Annotated in this window: 15 protein-coding genes; 8 read left to right on the forward strand and 7 right to left on the reverse strand. The window is 64.2% G+C overall.

Annotated features, from left to right (window positions below; translation table 11 throughout):
- Positions 1-129 precede the first annotated feature (129 nt).
- Positions 130-714 carry a hypothetical protein gene (locus tag ACE3UY_RS10780; RefSeq protein WP_374687535.1) on the reverse strand — a complete coding sequence of 195 codons (585 nt, stop codon included), beginning with the start codon at positions 712-714 and terminating at the stop codon, positions 130-132.
- Positions 715-1,137: 423 nt separating this feature from the next.
- Between ACE3UY_RS10780 and ACE3UY_RS10785 the strand changes: the two genes are divergently transcribed.
- Positions 1,138-3,498, forward strand: coding sequence for a DNRLRE domain-containing protein (locus ACE3UY_RS10785; RefSeq protein WP_374687536.1), 2,361 nt, complete (start codon positions 1,138-1,140; stop codon positions 3,496-3,498).
- 169 nt (positions 3,499-3,667) lie between these two features.
- Here ACE3UY_RS10785 and ACE3UY_RS10790 read toward each other — a convergent pair whose 3' ends face one another.
- The 4 genes from ACE3UY_RS10790 to ACE3UY_RS10805 form a co-directional block, all read right to left on the reverse strand.
- Entirely contained in the window at positions 3,668-4,594 is a 927-nt protein-coding gene (locus tag ACE3UY_RS10790; protein ID WP_374687537.1) for an HAD family hydrolase, read from the reverse strand.
- An 85-nt stretch (positions 4,595-4,679) separates the two neighbouring features.
- A complete protein-coding gene (locus ACE3UY_RS10795; RefSeq protein WP_374687538.1) occupies positions 4,680-5,399 on the reverse strand; it encodes a trimeric intracellular cation channel family protein in 720 nt (239 codons plus the stop codon).
- 115 nt (positions 5,400-5,514) lie between these two features.
- Entirely contained in the window at positions 5,515-5,985 is a 471-nt protein-coding gene (locus ACE3UY_RS10800; RefSeq protein WP_374687539.1) for an RpiB/LacA/LacB family sugar-phosphate isomerase, read from the reverse strand.
- A gap of 394 nt (positions 5,986-6,379) precedes the next feature.
- Positions 6,380-7,540 carry a hypothetical protein gene (locus ACE3UY_RS10805; protein ID WP_374687540.1) on the reverse strand — a complete coding sequence of 387 codons (1,161 nt, stop codon included), beginning with the start codon at positions 7,538-7,540 and terminating at the stop codon, positions 6,380-6,382.
- 196 nt (positions 7,541-7,736) lie between these two features.
- Here ACE3UY_RS10805 and ACE3UY_RS10810 point away from each other — a divergent pair, with 196 nt between their 5' ends.
- Together ACE3UY_RS10810 and ACE3UY_RS10815 are read left to right on the forward strand one after the other, a co-directional pair.
- Positions 7,737-8,729, forward strand: coding sequence for a TolB family protein (locus ACE3UY_RS10810; RefSeq protein WP_374687541.1), 993 nt, complete (start codon positions 7,737-7,739; stop codon positions 8,727-8,729).
- Positions 8,730-8,935: 206 nt separating this feature from the next.
- Positions 8,936-10,252 (forward strand): mechanosensitive ion channel family protein, encoded by a 1,317-nt coding sequence (locus ACE3UY_RS10815; protein ID WP_374687542.1) that lies wholly within the window; start codon positions 8,936-8,938, stop codon positions 10,250-10,252.
- 48 nt (positions 10,253-10,300) lie between these two features.
- Here the strand turns inward: ACE3UY_RS10815 and ACE3UY_RS10820 are convergent, their stop codons facing one another.
- Positions 10,301-11,431 carry a hypothetical protein gene (locus tag ACE3UY_RS10820; RefSeq protein ID WP_374687543.1) on the reverse strand — a complete coding sequence of 377 codons (1,131 nt, stop codon included), beginning with the start codon at positions 11,429-11,431 and terminating at the stop codon, positions 10,301-10,303.
- Between the two features lie 390 nt (positions 11,432-11,821).
- Between ACE3UY_RS10820 and ACE3UY_RS10825 the strand changes: the two genes are divergently transcribed.
- The 5 genes from ACE3UY_RS10825 to ACE3UY_RS10845 all read left to right on the forward strand — a co-directional run bounded on the left by ACE3UY_RS10825 (position 11,822) and on the right by ACE3UY_RS10845 (position 16,665).
- Positions 11,822-12,475 carry a transposase gene (locus ACE3UY_RS10825; RefSeq protein ID WP_374687544.1) on the forward strand — a complete coding sequence of 218 codons (654 nt, stop codon included), beginning with the start codon at positions 11,822-11,824 and terminating at the stop codon, positions 12,473-12,475.
- A 179-nt stretch (positions 12,476-12,654) separates the two neighbouring features.
- Positions 12,655-13,917, forward strand: a complete 1,263-nt coding sequence (locus tag ACE3UY_RS10830) for a radical SAM protein (RefSeq protein ID WP_374687545.1) — start codon at positions 12,655-12,657, stop codon at positions 13,915-13,917.
- A 173-nt stretch (positions 13,918-14,090) separates the two neighbouring features.
- Positions 14,091-14,756: a Uma2 family endonuclease gene (locus ACE3UY_RS10835; protein ID WP_374687546.1), complete on the forward strand. Its 666-nt coding sequence runs from the start codon at positions 14,091-14,093 to the stop codon at positions 14,754-14,756.
- Positions 14,757-14,864: 108 nt separating this feature from the next.
- Complete coding sequence (locus ACE3UY_RS10840) at positions 14,865-16,097, forward strand: hypothetical protein (RefSeq protein ID WP_374687547.1); 1,233 nt, start codon at positions 14,865-14,867, stop codon at positions 16,095-16,097.
- Between the two features lie 82 nt (positions 16,098-16,179).
- The gene (locus ACE3UY_RS10845; protein ID WP_374687548.1) at positions 16,180-16,665 is read left to right on the forward strand and encodes a pyridoxamine 5'-phosphate oxidase family protein; all 486 of its coding nucleotides are present in this window, start codon (positions 16,180-16,182) and stop codon (positions 16,663-16,665) included.
- Between the two features lie 719 nt (positions 16,666-17,384).
- On the opposite strand, the gene ACE3UY_RS10850 is transcribed toward ACE3UY_RS10845, so the two are convergent.
- Positions 17,385-17,573: tetratricopeptide repeat protein (locus ACE3UY_RS10850; RefSeq protein WP_374687549.1), on the reverse strand; the 189-nt coding region annotated here is incomplete at its 5' end.

The following is a 17,573-nucleotide window of genomic DNA, read 5'->3' on the forward strand; positions in this document are numbered from 1 at the left end:
AGGTGTTCAGTAAGCAGTAAGCAGTATTCAGTATTCAGTAGGTCAGTTGGGAGTGATTGTAGCAGGGGGAGGGAGACCTGACAGGTGTTTGGGGGAACCTGTCAGGTCTGTGGCAGGCGGAGCAGGCTGTTAGTTGCTCAGGATGGCCGGTAGGGCAATCGTGCCGAAGGGCAGATACTCCTTAATGGTCACCACGTCGCTGCTCCAGCAGCCGGCGTCGAACATAACGGTGTCGGAGTCGGTGCCGTTGGCTGTCTGGGCCCAAATGCTGACGGTGTGGGTTCCGGCCGCCAGTCCCTCGTAGAAGCCGCCCATCGTGGCGTTGCGGCCAACGCCGCCGCCGACCTCGGCCGACTTCAGGATGGCGCGGATGCGGCCGAGGGTCGTCGGCGCGTCATCCACGCGCAACTCATAGCGTAGCCCCGTGCCGTTGGTGAACGAGGCGTAGATGCGGCCGTAGAAGGTGAGTTCCACCAGCGAGTCGGGCGACTGGACGGTGAACTGGCCGACGTCGGCGATCTTGACGAAGGACGCGCCGACGTTGTCCACCGACGTGCACGACAGGTTCAGCACGTGGGCCGCAACGGCCGGCGTGGCCGAGGGCGCGGCGCGGGTCTGCCCCACGCGGTAGGCCGCGGCCACAGCGGCCACGGCGAATAGCAGCAGGGCGACGGCCGCCACACGAACGAGCCATTGACGATCTCTCTCAAACATGGTTGGCCTCCTATGCCAAGGGGAAGAATCCGCAGATTGCGCAGATTTTGCCGTAAGCGCTACGCGAGCTACAGACCTCCACGTGTTGGGATGGGCGACCGGGGAGCAGAGGGGGCGGGGATGAGTCAACCCAAGGTGAAAGGGATATGACATCCTACGTACAGGATAATCCTTTCGCCGGGCCAGATCAATAGCCCATTTGGCCCAGTGTGGCAGAGGCTAGGGGCTAGGGACTAGGGGTTAGGGACTAGGGGTTAGGGACTAGGGAAGAACGGTCTTCCCTAGTCCCTAGCCCCTAACCCCTAGCCCCTATTTTGTGGCGCAATTCGGCCGGCCGGCGATCTATACTGGTAATAGCAGAGAAAAGGAGCCAAGATCATGTTTCGCAACACCATTTCCCGTTCTATCGTCTGGGCGGCGTTGTTGCTTGCTTTCTGCCTGCCGGCCGCCTTCGTCGGGGCGCAAGACGCGGCCCCGACGGTGGAATCGACAACGTTGAGCGGCGTGCTGACGGTGATCTGGGAGGACCCGATGAATCCCGCCGCGCCAGGGGCCGCTCCCATTGACCACTTCGTTCTGACTACCGATGACGGCACAGATGTCGAACTGCAAATCGCCGCGACGGCGCGAACACCTGACCTCTACCGCTTGGCCGGGCGGCGCGTCGTTGTGACGACAGGGGGACTGGCGGATGGCAATTCAACCATCGCACCGATCCTGCCCGTTGTGTCCATCCGGGCCGCAGACCCCACGCCCGCATCCGGCGCGCCCAACACCGCGGCCGTTGTTGGCAACAACAAGTGGCTTACCATCGCCTGTAAGTTTGCCGACGTGCCCGAGGAGCCGCGCAACATTGGCTTTTTCCAGGAGATGTACCGCAATACGTTTCCCGGCCTTGATCACTACTGGCGTACCATCTCGTATGGGAACTTCAACGTGACGGGCAGCACAGCTGTGGGGTGGTACACCCTGCCTCAGCCGAAGAGCGCCTACATCACCGGTGGACAGTTGACAAACCGTGTGGCATTGTTGAACGATTGTATTGCCCTGGCGAATCCCGCCGTTCACTTTCCGGATTACGCGGGAATCAATATCGCGTACAATGGTTCGAATGTAGGCGCCTCTTACGGCGGCACTAGACCTATGACGTTGGATGGGGTCTCCAAGACGTGGGCGGTAACTTGGCTACCTCTGTGGTGCTATGGAAACATGAGTTGCACGGTGCATGAGATGGGCCATGGTTTCGATCTGGCGCACGTGCCGGCAGGAACCAATCAGTATGGTAATCCCTGGGACGTGATGAGCGACACGTGGTCCCGTTGCTCTGCCGATCTAGCTGATCCGGTCTATGGTTGCTTACCCCAGAACCTCAGCGCTCCTTATCTGGATCGCCTCGGCTGGATTCCTACGGACCGGAAACTGACGATCCCCCTCGGGACAACGACAGTTCGCCTAGAACGGACCATCCAGCCCGGGCCGACCGGGTACCTGATGGCGATTCTGCCGATTGGTGAAGCGACCGACCACTACTACACGCTGGAAGCACGTCAAATGGTCAGCTATGATCGGCGGCTGCCGGGCAACTCTATTGTTATCCACGAATTTGCTAGTGGCTACCACGAGTTACGCGACTTCTACTCAGACTACTCGTCCAACCGACCGCAGAAGCTATGGAGGCCGGGTGAAAGGTGGGTCGCGCCTGAGGGGGGCATGATAGTCCACATTGACGCCGCCACGTCTACCGGATTTGTGGTGACAGTGACCGGGGGTCTGGAAACGAGAACGATGACGCTCCGCGCCACGGGCGACACCTATGTTGATGAGGCGACCCCCGATACCAACTTTGGAAACAGCCTCCAATTGAAGACTCAGGCCGTTTCCTCTGAGGTTCCTCCCACTGGCAAGGAGTCGCATTTAGCATTCGACCCTGGCAAGCTGCCTCCACTAGTCGCGCGGGCGTATCTCCGCCTGAGAGTACAAGACGTGGTGCAGTCTCAGCCCTGGCCGATGGTTCAACCGAGGAGCAATCGCTGTGATGCAGCGTCAACGACTCCAATGAGCGAATTCGGCCTGACCTGGAAGACGACACAAACAGACGGCTGTTGGTTGATCCCTTATACAGATTGGCCTGTAACCGACCTCAACGGCTGGCTGGTGTATGACGTCACTGGAATGATCGCCGTCCTTGGGCCGAATGCGGTCAATTGGCTGACAGTGCGTGATAGCTCATATTACGTCTTCAGCAGCCGCGAAGGGGCCAACCCGCCAGAACTCATCATCGACTACCTCATCCCGCCCGACGAGCCAAAGACAACGACCTTCACCCCCACCAACGACGCCTACGTCCTCTCGTCGCAGAAGAGCCGGGTGTTCAACACGCCGCGGCTCCAGGTGCGCGACGCGGCGGCTGACATGAACGCCTACCTCAAGTTCAACCTGACCGGCCTGAGCGGGGCGGTGCAGAGCGCCACGCTGCGGCTGTGGGTGCTCGACCCCAGCCCGGACGGCGGCCAGGTGTACGCGGTCAGCCCGTACTACCTGAACACCACGACGCTGTGGCTGGAGACGGGTCTGAAGTGGGCTAACGCCCCGGCCATCGGCGGCGCGCCGCTGGACGCGGCCGGCGCGGCGGCCAAGGGCAAGTGGGTGGAGCTGGACGTGACGCCGGCGGTCGCCGGCAACGGCCGGGCCAGCTTCGCGCTGAGCAACGACTCGGCCAATCAGGTGAGCTACGGCAGCAAGGAGGGGGCGCACGCGCCGCAACTCGTCGTCGTTACCAAGTGACAGAAGATCTCACGCAAAGACGCAAAGAACGCCAAGCCAGAATTCTGGGCTTGGCGTTCTTTGCGTCGAGCGTAGCTCAGTCATTCCTGACTGAGCGCCGCAACCGCAACCAGGAATGGTTGCGCTACATTTGCTTTGCATGAACCTCTTTCCCCCCTGCTCCCCGCTCTTAGAACATCTGGCTCCAATCCACCGCCATATCTACCACCGTCCAACGCCGGATAAGCGCTTCGCGGCGCAGGCGGCGGGCGCCGCGGTCGTAGGCGTATTCGCGGGCGGCGTCGGTGTGGCGGACGACCAACGGCAGGGCGCGCGGCGTCTCGCCCAGCGCCGGCCCCTCGGCTGTCCAGCGCAGCAGCGGCAGGTCGCCGTCGGAGTTGCCGGCGGCCAGCAGGGGGCGGCGGCCCATCTCGCGCTCCACGCAGCGGGGCTTGTCCTCGCCGTGGTGGAAGAAGTCGGGGTGGTGGCCGCGCAGCAGGCGGAGCGGGTCGAGCGCGGCCCCGGCGGCCAGCGGGCGCGGCGCGAAGCTGCTGCCCAGCACGCGCAACGGGGGCACGCCGAACAGCTCGGCCGAGAAGAGGCGCACAAAGGCGGCCTCGTCGGCCGTGGCGATGACGACCGTGAAGTCGAGGCTGTGGAGGAGGGCGATGAGTTCCACCATCGGCCGGTAAACCAGCCCGGCCAGGCTGACGCCGAAGCGGGGGTGACGCCACTGCTCGATCCAGGCGCGCATCCAGGCGGCGAACTCGTCGTCGGTCATGCCGCTGAAGGGCACGCCGGCCATGTCGCCCAGCAGTTCAGCCAGCTCACTGCGCTGGAAGATGCTATCGGCGTCACTGGTGTCGTTGGTCAGCAGGGCGCGGGCAGCGCGGCGGGTCAGGCGCAGCGGCTGGTGGCGCAGCATCTCCCGATAGCGGGCCACCAGGGCGTAGAAGTGGACGAGGTAGGGCTTCTCCACCCACAGCGTGCCGTCGTTGTCGAAGACGGCCAGGCGGGCTTCCAGCGGGGCGTAGTCGGGGCTGTCCGGCTCCGTCACGGCGGCCAGGAAGTCGAGGATGGCCTGGCGGGTGGGGGTGGGGTTCCAGGAGGGAAGCATAGTCGTTATGAGCGAAGAGGCTCACGCCAAGGGCGCAAAGAAGCAAAGAGCGCAAAGAAGAGCTATTTTTCTTTGCGTCCTTGGCTTACTTGGCGCTCTTGGCGTGAGCCTCTTCATCCTCGTTTTTCTTCAAGCCCACCAACTCCATCACACTGCTGACCCGAAACTCGTGCAGCGGCCGGGAGCGCCAGTTGAAGCGGATGGTCAGCAGGCGGGTGATGAAGAACAGCCCGATGATGATCCAGGCCGACGTGACCCGATCCACGCCCACCCGGTAGGCCAGGGCCATATAGAGGTACGCGGCGACGATGACCAGCAGGGTGTTGTACTGCCCCGGTCGCAGCAGTTCGGGCGTGTCGCCGGCCACCACGTCGCGCAAGAGGCCGCCGCCGACGGCCGTGACGGTCGCCAGCAGGACGATAGACACCATAGAGAGCACCCGCCCGCGGGCGATCTCCGCCCCCAGAACGATGAACATGGGCGTGCCCAGGGCGTCGATGACGGAAACGACCTTGGGCAATAGTTCGTTGCGCGTGACGCGGCGGCCGGCGACCATCACCCCCAACACCGCCGCCGTCAGCACCCAGAAGTAGGTCGGGTTGGTCAGCACCACAGGCAGGCGCGACAAGAACATGCCGTCGCGCAACAGGCCGCCGCCGAAGGACGAGAGGAAGGCGATGACGAAGACGCCGACGATGTCGTACCCCTTGCGCCAGCCGACGATGGCCCCGGAGGTGGCCCACAGCAGGATGGCGAAGTATTCGAAGCCGAAGGGGATCTGGAATTGAGCGGCGAAGGGGGTCATAAGAACTCCAGAGTGAGGAGAAGAGGCTCACGCAAAGAGCGCAAAGAACGCCAAGACAAAATTCCTCTTTGCATTCTTAGCGTCCTTTGCGCTCTTTGCGTGAACTCTAAGCCATTCATCGCGGCACATACGATTGCTCGATGGCATCTACCTGCGCCAGCGCCTCATCGTCGGTCGGGTTGGGCTGGTAGGCGGTGGCGAACCAGGCGTCGAGAATCTCCTGGGCGACAACCTCCGACAGGCGGCGCAGGGAGAGGCAGAGGACGTTGGCGTTGTTCCACAGGCGCGCGCCGCGGGCCGTCTCGGCGTCGTCGCACAGGGCGGCGCGGATGCCGGGCACTTTGTTGGCGGCCAGACTGACGCCCGTCCCCGTCCAGCAGAAGAGGATGCCCTCGTCGGCTCCGCTGGCAGCCGCGCCAGCGGCCACGGCTTCGGCCACACGGCGGGCGACGGCCGGCCACAGCAGCGGCTCGGCCGGCTCGGCCAGCGGGCCGATGGGGGTGACCTGGTGGCCGCGCCGGATGAGCTCGGCGATGACCGCGTCGGTCAGGTGGGTGCGCTCGTCGGAGCCGATAGTGATGCGCATAGTTGCTAGTTGTTAGTTGCTAGTTGTTAGTTGATAGTTGTTAGTAAGCAGTGGGTTGGTAGGGGCAGACCTATGTGTCTGCCTCAGTAAGGGCAGACCTATGTGTCTGCCTCAGTATTCAGTGGGTCAGCGGCCACCCCCGCGCCCCTGCTCCCCCGCTCCCCCGCGCTGCAAAAAAAGGGCGTTGGCGGAGCGAGTTTTCTTTAAGGTTACGTGATTTTGTTATGAGCAGATCATAATTAAGTCCGATACGTCTTTGGCCGCGCGGCGGCGGGGGCTGCGCGATGGGCTGGATCATGGCCCATCCCGGCCCGAAAAGCAAGGAGAATGAATTCACCACGGATTTTCACGGATTGGACAGATGAACACGGATTGAATCAAAGTTCAATCCGTCTTATCCGCTAAATCCGTGAGAATCCGCGGTTAATTTATCCGGAAAGCGGGCGTAGCGGACGATGGTGAAGCGGTCGAGCAGGGTGACGATGATCGTCAGCAGGAAGATGAAGAACAGCACGTTGGCCTCGTTCAGGTCGCGGACGCCGGGCAGGGCCTGAAAGAGGATGACGGCGGTGAAGTTGGCGGCCATGACGACGAGGAACTGGCCGATGACGCTCGTCCAGCCGACGCCGCGGCGGGCCAGGCCGTGGCTGACGCCGGTGGTCAGCACGACAACGGCGACCACGCCAAAGGCCAGTTGCGGCGTCGTGGGCCGCACGCCGGGCAGGATTTGGGCGAAGATGACCACGATCAGCGCCACCAGGACGACTTTCTCCAGCAGGTCGCGGTCGAAGACGTGGCGGGCCCAGGCGGCGCGGGCGGCATGCCACTGCTCGCGGTCGAACTGCTGGCGGTAGAGGCGGCGGGCGAAGGGGCCGGCGTGGAGGGGCGGCAGCCGCCGCGCCGCCAGCCGGACGAGGACGGCCATGATGGCGATGGCGATCAGCCCCACGCCGGCGAACGCCCACGGCGCGGCGCGGAAGATGTGGCCCCACGGCGTTTCCGGCAGCGCTCCCAGGAAGGCGATCTTGATCACGTCCGTCACGTCGAGCCGGGCGATGTGGATCCAGTACTCCTGGGGCAGCTTGATGAGCAGCCAGATGGCCGCCGCCGCGCCGGCCACTGTGGCCCGCCGCAGCCGGATGGGGTTGCCCCACAGGCTGACCAGTTCGTACCAGATGAAGAAGTACTCGAAAGTATTGGGGAAGATGAAGAGCAGCACGCGCCACTCCAGCACCTCGAACAGGGCCACGCCGACCAGCCGGTAGTAGAACAGAAAGCGCGCCACCCGGAAGGCGAACGGGTTGGTCCAGTTGCGCAGGGTGGAGAGGTAGGCGATGGACAGGTAGTACACGTCGAGCGCCTTGTCGTACCCCTGGTAGCCGTCGAGCGGCAGGCTGGTGAAGCTCTGGAAGAGGGTCTGATCGACCCCGTCGAGCAGCAGGCAGGCGATGATGGCCGGCAGCGGGTAGCGCGGGATGAACAGCGGCGTGATGAGCCGCGCCAGAATGACGAGGGCCAGAACCAGCAGGTCGGTCGGCGCGCCGGAGATGGACATCGGTGCCCATTATGGCGCAAAGCGGGTTCGTAGTCAGGCAATTCATTGCCGTTCTTCGCATTGGGCGATTTGCCAAATCGCCCCCACGACAGGAATAAGTACTTTATCGAATTTCGGCCCCCTGCCATTCATGCTAAACTGGTGTTAGGGATCGCCTGGCCGGCTAGCCATCATTGGCGGTTCCGGGGAGGCCGTCATGTTGTGTAGACACCCGCTTTCGCGCCTGCCTTTCTGCTTGCTGGTGATTCTGTTGACCGTGGGCGCGGCCGCCGCCCACGACGCCACCCCCACCCCACGCGCGCCCGTCCCAGCCAACGAGATTCGTCTGCCGGTCGTGCTGTCTCCCGCGCCCCCCGGCGATCTGCCTGACGCGCCCATTGTTTATGGCGACAAAATCCTCTACTGGGGGCCTGGAACGACCCCGCTGCCGGAAATCGTCACTATCCGGCCCGACGGGACCGGCAAGACGCAGCGGACGTTTGGCGGCACGGTGGCCCAGTATGCCACCCAGCCAGCCTGGTCGCCCGACCATGAGCGCATCGCCTACAACCTGTTCGACCGTTTCGGCGGCCGGCTCACCATCATCGAGCTCAACGGCGACGCGCGCCGCGGCGATGGGCCTTTTGGCCTCGCCTGGCTGGGCGACGCCGCCTGGTCACCCGATGGACAGCGATTGGCCTTCGTGGGTGTTGAGCCCGACCCTGATGATCCTGACATCTGGATCACGACCCCTGCTCTCGTTGAGGCCACCAACCTGACGCCCTACCTGTCCAGCAACGACAGCGACCCCGCCTGGTCGCCCGACGGCGCGCGCATCGTCTTTCGCCACGAATACCACAACGGCATCAGCCTCCGCGCCGAGCTGGCGATCATGAGCGACAGCGGCGGCGATATTATCCCTCTGCCCTCAACCGGCCCCGACGCCAGCGCGCCCGACTGGTCGCCCGACGGGGCGACCATCCTCTACACCGGCGACGTGGCCGGCGGCGGGCGCGGCCTGTTCACCGTGCCGGTCGGCGGCGGCGCGCCCACGCTGCTGCTGCCCGGCGCGACCGACGGGGCCTGGTCGCCCGACGGCCGCTACCTCGTCTTTGTCGGCGCGGACGGCCGTCTCTACGTGGCCCACGCCGACGGCGGCGGGGCGTTCCTCATCGACCCCTCGCCTTACACGGCCACCCCGGACTGGTAGGCTAGGGGCCACTTGACAGGTTATGCTACCGGGTGAAGAACGGCGATGAATCGCCTGACTACGAGCGGCCGGTGCGACCCACTTTCTGAAGTGGGTTGCACCTGATGAGTTGCACCTAACGACGGCCCACAGTATCCTATCCCCCTTGCCGCGCTCGCCTCATCCCTGACCCATCGTTGCTCCGGCGACGGCCTGGGTCATTTGTTATGTCAATAAACCGCCTGCTCTTCGTTCTGTTCGCGCTGCTGGCGCTGGCCGGAAGCGTTCCCGCGGCCCGCGCCCAGGAGGACGACCGCGAACCCGTCCGCCTCGACGGCCGCACCGTGTTCCGCGTCGGCGCGGCCGATGACGCCGACGCCGTGACGCGCGCCCGCCGTGTCGAACAGCGCTTGGAAGCCCTGCTGGAGAGTCCGGCCCCGCTCAACCCGGCCGTCGTCGAGCGCAATGACGAGCGCAACCCGGCCGAGCGCCTCATCACCGTCAACGACACGCCCGTCGTCACCGTCACCACCCTCGACGCCGAGGAGAACCTGACCGACCTGGATACGCTGGCAACCAGCTGGGCGCTGGCGATTGATGGGGCTTTGGCCGCCGGGCGGGCGCGGCGGGCCGGCCGCTCCGAGGTGCTGGTGCTCATCGAGGCTGCCTTTGTCCGTCTGGGCGAATCGGCGCGCACCGTCTTGCCCCAGGCGCTGGCGACCTTCCTCATCCTGGCCCTCTTTGGGGTGCTGGCCTGGATCGTCCGCTGGCTGCTGACGCGCCTGTTCGCCGTCATCATCCGCGACCGAACGCTGGAGAACCTCATCCGGCAACTCATCTACTACAGCATCTGGGTGCTGGGCATCATCATCGCCGTCAACGCCCTCGGCTTCGACCCGCAAGCGCTGGCGACGGGCATCGGCCTGACCAGCCTGGCCCTCGGCTTCGCCCTGCAGGACATCCTGTCCAACTTCATCAGCGGGTTGCTCATCCTGGTGCTGCGGCCGTTCGAACTGGGGGATGAGATCGTCATCGGCGAGACGGAGGGGGCGGTGGAGCGCATCGATCTGCGGGCGACGCAGATCCGCACCTACGACGGCCGCATCGTGATCGTGCCCAACATGGAGCTGTTCACGACGCGCGTCATCAACAACACGGCCGCGCCGATGCGCCGCGGGGAGATTACTTTCCCCCTGGGCTACGACCTGGACTTGCTGCGGGCCATCGAGGTAATCAAGCAGGCCGTGTCAGAGACGCCAGGGGTGCTGACCAAGCCGCCGAACACGGTCATCATCCGCGAGTTGAACGACGCCGACATCATCCTTAGCGTGCGCTTCTGGACTGAATCGACCCGGCGCGACTTCCTGGAGGCGATGTCGCACGTCAGCCAGGCGATCGTGCTGGCCTTGAAGGACGCCGGCTTTCCGCTGCCGGAGGCGGACTTGCGCTATTTGCAGTGGTGGAGCGACTATCTGGCGGATCGGGAGGGGTCGAGCGCGAAGCAATGGGACGCTGATGGCGCTGATTTGGCTGATTCGCGCTGATGAAACAGTCCATTCTCTTATCAGCGCCAATCAGCCAAATCAGCGTCATCAGTGTGCCATTCCGGGAAAGCGCGCCAGCCGGAACAGCACGAAGCGGTCGAAGAGGGTGACGGTGACGCTGAGCAGGAAGATGAAGACCGTGGCGTTGAGCCAGTTGGTCGCCCCACCCAGCAGCAGCCCGCGCAAGAGCACCAGCCCAAAGTTCACGACCAGCACAACGGCGAAGTGGACGATACCCGAGGCCACCCGCGTCCCCCGGCGGGCCAGCAGGGTGGTGATGGCCGTGTTGGCGATGATGAACGCCGCCACGTTGATGACCACGTTGAGCGGCCGCATGGTGGAGGTAGGCAGCATCTCCGAGAAGATGATGGTCAGCAGCGACAGCAGCGCCACTTTCTCGAACAGGTAGCGGTCGAAGACGCGCTCGTAGACGTGGGCGCGGGCGTCGTCGAAGCGGGCGGGGGCCGGCTGCTCGGTGTAGGCGTCGGCCGAGAGAGCCATGGGGTGCTCCGGCCGGGGCAAGCGCGTCCGCAAGGTGCGGTAGAGGAAGAAGATCGCCGCGCCGATGATCAGCAGCGCGGCGGCAATGAGCAGCCAGTTCTCGGCCAGCAGCGGCCCCCACGGCGACTCGGGCGTACCCCCCAACAGCGCCTTGATGGTGTCGGTCACGTCGCGCTGGGCGATGTGGATCCACCACTCCTGCGGCAGCTTGATGACGATCCAGATGGCCGCCGCGGCGATCAGGATGGTCCGCCGGCTCAGCCGGCGCGGCTCCCACCACAGCCGCACCGCCTCATACCAGATGAAGAAGTACTCGAAGGTGTTGGGGAAGATGAGCAGCAGCGCCCGCAGCCCCAGCAGTTCGAACAGCACCACGCCGACCAGCCGGTAGTAGTAGAGGAACCGGCTGACCTGGAAGGCGTAGTCGTTCGTCCAGTTGCGGAAGGTGGCGATGTAGGCCACGCTGAGGTAGTAGATGTCCAACGCCTTGTCATAGGACTGGTAGCCGTCGAGGGGCAGGTTGGTGAAGACCTGGAAGATGGTCTGGTCTACCCCGTCGAGCAGCAGGCAGGCGACGATGGCCGGCAGCGGAAAGAACGGGATGAGCAGCGGCAGCAAAAAGCGCAGCCCGACGACGAGGATGAAGACGAGCCAGTCGGTGGGGGAGAGGAGAGGCATGAGGGGGATGACTCCTTATCGTGATGGATATACAATAGCGCACTCTCCAGTGAATGCGACTCATAGTAGCTTAGCGCAACAGTTCGGGCGCAACAATCAAATGTAGCGCGGTCATTCCTGACCGCGGCCCCTCAGCCAGGAATGGCTGAGCTACGTAGCGCGGTCATTCCTGACCGCGGCCCCTCAGCCCCTCAGCCAGGAATGGCTGAGCTACGTAGCGTGGTCGTTCCTAACCGCGGCCTCTCAGTCTCTCAGCCAGGAATGGCTGAGCTACGTAGCGTGGTCATTCGTGACCGCGGCCTCTCAGCCAGGAATGGCTGAGCTACGAAAAGCTGTTACAATGCTGGGTTATCTCCGTTAACGTCCACACAGCACTATAACGGGGGAACAATGACCAACCCACTCCGCTACCAATTCAGCTATCGCCGTAATCTCCCGCATATCCAGCCGCCTGGAGCAACGTTCTTTATCACTGCTCACCTGTATGGAAGCTTACCAGTTGAGGTCTTCCAACGAATGCGACAGGAAGCGCGACTGCGCTTGCAGGCAATCGAGAATACGGCTGCTATGGCTGATCGAGAACGTCTGCAGTATCAAGAGGAAAAACGCTATTTTGGTCGTTTTGACGCGTTACTCGATTGTGTTTCGACAGGGCCATTCTGGTTACGTGATCCACAAATCGCCCAGCTAGTCTGCAATGCAGCTCATGATCGTGATGGTCGTACATATGACCTTGTTGCCTATTGCGTGATGCCTAATCATTTGCACATTATATTGACGCCTCTACTTGACAATCAGGATTCGTATTGCTCACTATCTGGAATCATGCACGTGCTGAAAGGGTTCTCAGCTTTTCAAGCGAACGAACTGCTCGGCCGCAAGGGGTGCAAGTTCTGGCAGGCAGAAAGCTACGACCACTACGTCCGCGACCCCCAGGAATTGGAGCGCATTGTCTGGTATGTGCTTAACAACCCGGTGAAGGCCGGACTAGTAGATGACTGGTCGAAGTGGTTGTGGAGCTACTGGAAGTACGCGCCCATGTGAGTGGCACAGGATTCTTATCCCGTATCTGTTCTTCCTTTGCACACCGCGGGTTAGGAAACCCGCGCTACGTGGCACGGGATTCTCATCCTGTGTTCTGCTCCACTTACGCCGCGGGTTAGGAAACCCGCGCTACGTACGGCTGATTGACTTTCTCTGAACACTTGTTCTATAATGACTAGATGGACACCCTTATCAAGCTGCAAGAGATCGCGGTGCATATGGGGCTGGAGCCGGCGGAGGAGGTGGGGGCTGTGCCCGCGCCGCCGGCGGCTGAAGCGCAGGGGAGCAGGGGTGCAGGGGTGCAGGGGAGAACTCCCCCCCGCTCCCCCGCCCCCCTGCTCCCCTGCGGCTTGCCCGGCCACGCCGCTGAACGCCGAGCCGTCGCCAAAAAAGCAGCCCTGGGTGTCACCCACGCGGCGTTGCCCGGCGGCGGGACGATCCCCCTGCTGAAGACGCTGCTGACCAGCGCCTGCGAGCGCAATTGCCACTACTGCCCCTTCCGCGCCGGCCGGAACTTCCGCCGCGTCTCCTTCTCGCCCGACGAGATGGCCAAGACGTTCATGGACATGCGCCGCGCGGGCGTGGTGGAGGGGCTGTTCCTGAGCAGCGGCATCATCGGCGGCGGCGTCCACGCCCAGGACAAGCTGCTCGACACGGTGGACATCCTGCGCACCAGGCACCGCTTTGGCGGCTACGTCCACCTGAAGATCATGCCCGGGGCGGAGCGCGACCAGGTGCGGCGGGCGATGGCGCTGGCCGACCGGCTGTCGATCAACCTGGAGGGGGCGAACCCGGCGCGGCTGGCGCGGCTGGCCCCTAAGAAGCAGTTTGTCGAGGAGCTGCTGACGCCGCTGCGCTGGATCGAGGAGATACGGCGCGAGGAGCCGGCGGCGCGCGGCTGGCAGGGATGCTGGCCGTCGTCCACGACGCAGTTCGTCGTCGGCGCGGTCGACGAGAGCGACCTGGAACTGCTGACCACGACCGAGCACCTCATCCGCACCGCCGGGCTGAAGCGGGCCTACTTCTCCGCCTTCAGCCCCATCCGCGATACGCCGCTGGAGAACCAGCCGGCCGAAGACCCGTGGCGGCAGCACCGGCTCTATCAGGCGTCATACCTGTTCCGCGACTACGGCTTCGACCTGGAGGAGATGCCCTTCGACGCCGACGGCCGGCTGCCGCTGGACACCGACCCCAAGCGGGCGTGGGCCGAGGTGAACCTGCGCGAGGCGCCGGTGGAGGTGAACCGGGCCGAGCGGGAGGAGTTGCTGCGCGTGCCGGGCATCGGGCCGAAGGGGGCGGCGGCCATCCTCATGGCGCGGCGGCGGGCGCGGTTGCGGTCGGTGGACGAGCTGCGGCAGATCGGCGTGCGGACGAAGGACATCGAGCCGTTCGTCCTCCTCGACGGCCGCCGGCCGGAGTATCAGTTGCGGCTGTTTACATAAATAAATGAACCACGGATTTGCACGGATTTAACGGATGATACGGATTGAATCCTTGTTTCCAATCCGTGCTTATCCGTCCAATCCGTGAAAATCCGTGGTTCATTTATTCCCCCATACTCTGCTATACTTCCCGCATGGGCACAACCCCACGCGCTGTTCAGGAGAGCGAAACCATGACCCCGGCCACCACCACCGCGCCGCCAACCGTGACGCGCCGCCCGGCGAGCTACGAAGAGTACCTGGAACAGGCGAGCGAGACGCGCTTTGCCGAATGGGTTGATGGGGAGATGATCGAATACATGCCGCCGCTGCCACATCACCAACAGATCATCTGGTTTCTTTTTCGCCTATTGAGCGGTTTCGTCGAGGCGCTGGACCTGGGCATGGTCGGAGCCGGGCCGCTGGAGTTCAAGCTATGGCCGGGCGGGCCGTCGCGGGAGCCGGACGTGTTCTACGTCAGCCGGGCGCGGCTGGAGCTGCTGGGCGAGCGGCGATTCGACGGCGGGCCGGACATCGCCATCGAGGTCATCTCCACCGGCAGCGTCCGCGAGGATCGCATCCGCAAGTTCACCGAGTACGAGCGGGCCGGCGTGAGCGAGTACTGGTTGATCGACCCACGCCCCCACCAACAGGCGGCCGAGTTCTACCGCCGCGACGAATCGGGCGTGTTCCAGCCGGTGGAGCTGGACGCCGACGGCCGCTACGCCTCGACCGCCCTGCCCGACTTCTGGCTCGACGTGAGTTGGCTGTGGCAGGAGCCGTTGCCCTCCTACCGCATGGCGCTGCTGGAGATTTTTCGCAGCAGCGACGCCTTCCCACCCGATCTGCGGGTGTTGTAGTGAATTAACCACGGATTCTCACGGATTTTGCGGATTTGGACGGATTGAACAAAGGACTCAATCCGTTCGTATCCGTAGAATCCGTGAGAATCCGTGGTTCATTTATTCATGAAAACGCGCGTTCTCCTCATCACCCTTATCTTCCTCCTGGCCCTCGGCCTGCGCGAGACGGCCGTGCGAACGATGCGCACCGACTTCGACGAGCCGGTCTACTTCGAGGCCGGGCTGCGCTATGCCGGCGCGCTGCGCGAGGGCGACCTGGCCCGGCTGGTCAACGACGACTTCCACGCCGAACACCCCGGCCTGGTGAAGCTGCTCTACGCCGCCGCCCTGTTTCCCTATGGCCGCAGCCCCGACGCGCTGCCCGACTTGCCCGAACTGACCGAGCTGGCCGACCTGCCGCCGCCGCTCCAGCCCATGACCCTGAGCGCCCGCCGCGCCTCGGAACTGTTCAGCCTGCTCCACGTGCTGCTGCTGGCCGCGGTTAGCCCGGCGGCCGGGGCGCTGCTGGCCATCCACACCTACACCATCAAGTACACCACCCAGATCTATCTGGAGGCGCTGCCGATGTTCACGGCGACGGTGTGCGTGCTGGCTTATATACGGGCGGGGAAGAGCTCACGCAAAGGGCGCGAAGGAGACCAAGAACGCAAAGAAGAGCGTGTTTTTTCTTGGCGTTCTTGGCGTCCTTCGCGTTCTTTGCGTGAGCCTCTTCTCTGGTGGGCATTGTCGGCCGTGGCGCTGGGGCTGACGGCGGCGGGGAAGTACGTGTATGGCGTGGCCGGGCTGGCGGTGGCGGCCGACTATAGTTGGCGTCAGGTGCGACCCACCTTCCGAGGTGGGTTGCCCCTGGGAGTGTTGACCGCCTGGGGCGGGCTGGCCCTGCTGGTGTTCTACGCCGCCAACCCGTACCTGTGGCCCGACCCGCTCGGCCGGTTGGGCGCGTCCATTCTCTTCCACGTCAACTACACCGACAGCGCCATCGTCGCCTCAGTCGGCTACCCGTGGTATCAGCCGTTCGTGTGGCTGTTCCGGCCCATGCCGGCGCTGTGGCATCCGGGGCTGTTCCCGGTGGCGCTGGACGGGGTGATCGCGGCCGCGGGGCTGGTCGGGGTGTGGCCGGCGTGGCGGGCGTGGGAGGGGCGCGGGCGGGTGATCGTGCTGTGGTGGGGCATCGGCCTGGCCTTCCTGCTGCTGTGGGGGACGAAGTGGCCGCAGTACAGCCTCATCATGACCGCGCCCATGTGCCTCTGCGCCGGGGAGGCGCTGCGCTGGGGGTGGGCGTCGGTTACTGGGCAACTGAATAAACGCACCACGGATTCTCACGGATTTAGCGGATGAAAACGGATTGAAACCAGGTTCAATCCGTGAAAATCCGTACAATCCGTGCCAATCCGTGGTTAATTCATTCATGAGGTGACCTATGCTTCCCAAGTTGCTCATCCCCAACCCCGAGCCGCCGCGACCCCTGGCGGGCTACGGCTTGCCGGAGACGCCGCAGTTGACCTGGGCCTTCGTGGCCGAGCGGATGGCCGCGGCGCGGTACTACTGGATCAGCACGGCCGGGCCGGACGGCCGCCCCCACGCCATGCCCGTCTGGGGCGTCTGGCAGGGCGACCGCCTCCACTTCGACGGCAGCCCGGAGACGCGCTGGGCGCGCAACCTGCTCGCCAACCCGGCCGTGTGCGTCCACCCGCCGGACGCCGAGCGCGTGGTCGTCATCGAGGGCCGGGCGCGGACGCTGGCCGACGACGAGTTGACGACGACCGAATGGGCGGAGCTGGACGGGCTGTACCGGGCCAAGTACCAGACGGAGCAAGGCTCGCCCTACTGGGTGGTGGAGCCGGGCCTGGTGCTGGCCTGGGACGGGGCCATGCTGGGGACGATGACGCGGTGGCGGTGGGAGTGAAGAGAGTAAGCAGTAGTCAGTAGTCAGTGGGTCAGTAGGTCTGTAGGGCGATTTGGCAAGTCGCCCAACGTCCGGGCGGCGTGGTAGCGGCAGGGGGTGGGCGCGACGGCGGCGGTGATCCGGGCTCGCGCCAACGGTTGAAACCCGTTGGCTGATACACCAAACACGCCAAGACGTGTGGCCGGCGGGTCGCGCAACCCGGTTTCAACGGGTTTTGCTTGCCAGCCGCGGCGTTTCAACCCGCAGCAGCGGAATAGGCGATTGCCCTGGAACGGGGCGTGACCAAAACGCGGGCCGGCAGCGGCCGGTGGTACTATGACGGCCTGGGGCTGGCGGCGCTGGCGGCGGTGGTCTGAACAGCTCGAACTATTCGAAGCCGGGCTGGCTGGTTGAGCGCGGGTTGATACGTTTTGACAAATAGACCCGGATATAGGACGCGTAGGGGCGGGACAACACGGCCGAATGGTCTCGTCTTGCAGAACCCTGTCGCTGCCGCGTTGTCTCGCCCCTCTGACTGGTCGCGCGCCGCTCCAGAGGGCGAGACAACCGGCGACCCACATTCCGGTGAATGGATGAGGGTCGTCGCGCCGGTTGTCCCGCCCCTACCCCGGTCATATCCGGTTTCATTTGTCAATACGCATCACCCCGCACTCAACGATGGAGGCCAATCGCCAGCGCGCCTCTATCCGTTTCCTCCGTTTTCACCCATAGCCATTGATTCAATCCTCGCCCATCGCCGCCTCGATGGCATCCAGGTTGGCGCGGGATTGGCGGGTATCGGGGTGTTGCGGGCCGAGAACCCTTTCGCGGATCGCCAGCGCCCGGCGCATGTAGGCGGCGGCGTCCGGCAGATTGCCCTCGTCATAGCAGAGCACGCCCAGGTTGTTGAGGCTCGTCGCCGTCGAGGG

The organism is Promineifilum sp. (SeqCode) (assembly GCF_041918635.1).
In the GTDB taxonomy this organism is placed as follows: Bacteria; Chloroflexota; Anaerolineae; order Promineifilales; family Promineifilaceae; genus Promineifilum.

Coding starts and splice junctions, on each gene's coding strand:
- ACE3UY_RS10840 (WP_374687547.1), top strand. CDS start 14,865: ATGAAAACGCGCGTTCTCCTCATCACCCTTATCTTCCTCCTGGCCCTC.
- ACE3UY_RS10825 (WP_374687544.1), top strand. CDS start 11,822: ATGACCAACCCACTCCGCTACCAATTCAGCTATCGCCGTAATCTCCCG.
- ACE3UY_RS10800 (WP_374687539.1), bottom strand. CDS start 5,985: ATGCGCATCACTATCGGCTCCGACGAGCGCACCCACCTGACCGACGCG.
- ACE3UY_RS10780 (WP_374687535.1), bottom strand. CDS start 714: ATGTTTGAGAGAGATCGTCAATGGCTCGTTCGTGTGGCGGCCGTCGCC.
- ACE3UY_RS10815 (WP_374687542.1), top strand. CDS start 8,936: ATGTCAATAAACCGCCTGCTCTTCGTTCTGTTCGCGCTGCTGGCGCTG.
- ACE3UY_RS10820 (WP_374687543.1), bottom strand. CDS start 11,431: ATGCCTCTCCTCTCCCCCACCGACTGGCTCGTCTTCATCCTCGTCGTC.
- ACE3UY_RS10810 (WP_374687541.1), top strand. CDS start 7,737: ATGTTGTGTAGACACCCGCTTTCGCGCCTGCCTTTCTGCTTGCTGGTG.
- ACE3UY_RS10845 (WP_374687548.1), top strand. CDS start 16,180: ATGCTTCCCAAGTTGCTCATCCCCAACCCCGAGCCGCCGCGACCCCTG.
- ACE3UY_RS10805 (WP_374687540.1), bottom strand. CDS start 7,540: ATGTCCATCTCCGGCGCGCCGACCGACCTGCTGGTTCTGGCCCTCGTC.
- ACE3UY_RS10830 (WP_374687545.1), top strand. CDS start 12,655: ATGGACACCCTTATCAAGCTGCAAGAGATCGCGGTGCATATGGGGCTG.
- ACE3UY_RS10835 (WP_374687546.1), top strand. CDS start 14,091: ATGACCCCGGCCACCACCACCGCGCCGCCAACCGTGACGCGCCGCCCG.
- ACE3UY_RS10790 (WP_374687537.1), bottom strand. CDS start 4,594: ATGCTTCCCTCCTGGAACCCCACCCCCACCCGCCAGGCCATCCTCGAC.
- ACE3UY_RS10795 (WP_374687538.1), bottom strand. CDS start 5,399: ATGACCCCCTTCGCCGCTCAATTCCAGATCCCCTTCGGCTTCGAATAC.